This window comes from Streptomyces boluensis, from assembly GCF_009908195.1.
GTDB classification, from domain to species: domain Bacteria; phylum Actinomycetota; class Actinomycetes; order Streptomycetales; family Streptomycetaceae; genus Streptomyces; species Streptomyces boluensis.
The window spans coordinates 1-1125 of record NZ_JAAAHS010000730.1 but is presented as its reverse complement, the minus strand read 5'-3'; the positions used below and the strand labels follow the sequence as shown (position 1 = coordinate 1125).

Here is a 1125-nt window from a genome sequence, read left to right as displayed (position 1 = left end):
GGTCCGCTGAGCCACGCGGTCCCGGTCCTGGCACAGTGGCCCACCATGACGGACTTCGCGCCGGACACCGAGCCGCACTACACCCGCTCCGCGCCGGACAACGAGCCGGAACGGCCGGGCACCGAGCCGGACTTCGTACCCGAACTGCCGGACACCGAGCCGGACACCGAGCCGGACGTCGAACCGCTGACGGCCGCCGGTCTGCGCGACATGCAGGGCCTGGCGCAGCGGGTCACCGCGCTCCGCCCCGACTTGGTCAACGGCGACGCGACCTTCGGCGAGCTGGCCTGGAACTGGGGCAGGGGGCACGGGGACGAAGGACCGAACTGGCGGCACAGGCTGTGGTTCTCCGGCGGCGCCCCGGTCGCCTGGGCCTGGGCCCGGCTCCCCCGCGAGGCCGCCGACGGAGCCTACCTCTCGTACCAGGTCCACCCCGGCCACGCCGGTCTGGTCGACGCGGTCATCGACTGGTACGACGCCACGGCCGCCGGCCTCGAACGTACGGTGCTGCCGAGCGCCGCCGACGCGTTCGCCCTGGAGCGCTGGGCGGCGCACGGCTACACGGCCGACCTGGCCGCGCTCGGCGAGCACGGTTCCTGGACCCAGCTCAACGAACGCGACCTGACCGATGTGGCACCGCCCCGGCTGCCGGACGGGTACCGCTTCCGCACCGCCGACGAGGCGGGGCCCGAGGCCACGGCCGCCGCACATGCCGCCGCCTGGGGCTCGTCGACGTACACGGCCGATACGTACCGGGGCGTGCGGCGGGCCCCGGGGTACCGCGGCGATCTGCACCTCCTGGTGGAGGCGGCGGACGGCACGATGGCGGCCTCGACCGTGCTGTGGCTCGACGAGCCCAACAGGACCGCCGAGTTCGAGCCCCTCGGCACCCACCCGGAGCACCGCCGCCGCGGCCTTGCCAGGGCGATGCTGCTGCACGGGATGCGCCTGGCCCGCGCTGCCGGGGCCACCCAGGCGACCGTCGCCTGCCTGGGCGCACCGGGCCACCCACAGGCCCGCGAGCTGTACCACGGCACGGGCTTCCGCGAACTGACACGGGACGCGCCGCTCATCCGGCCGGGCAGCACGGGCCCTGCGGGCGGTACGGGTTGAGGGTGCGGGGGC

1 protein-coding gene is annotated in these 1125 nt (G+C 75.5%); it reads left to right on the top strand.

Translation table 11 applies throughout. From position 1 onward, the window contains the following. Nucleotides 1-45 precede the first annotated feature (45 nt). Nucleotides 46-1113, top strand: a complete 1068-nt coding sequence (locus tag GUY60_RS37780) for a GNAT family N-acetyltransferase (RefSeq protein ID WP_223178784.1) — start codon at nucleotides 46-48, stop codon at nucleotides 1111-1113. Nucleotides 1114-1125 lie beyond the last annotated feature (12 nt).

What these genes read in the sequence shown, in the direction of transcription:
- GUY60_RS37780 (WP_223178784.1), top strand. Translation starts at nt 46, where the DNA reads ATGACGGACTTCGCGCCGGACACCGAGCCGCACTACACCCGCTCCGCG.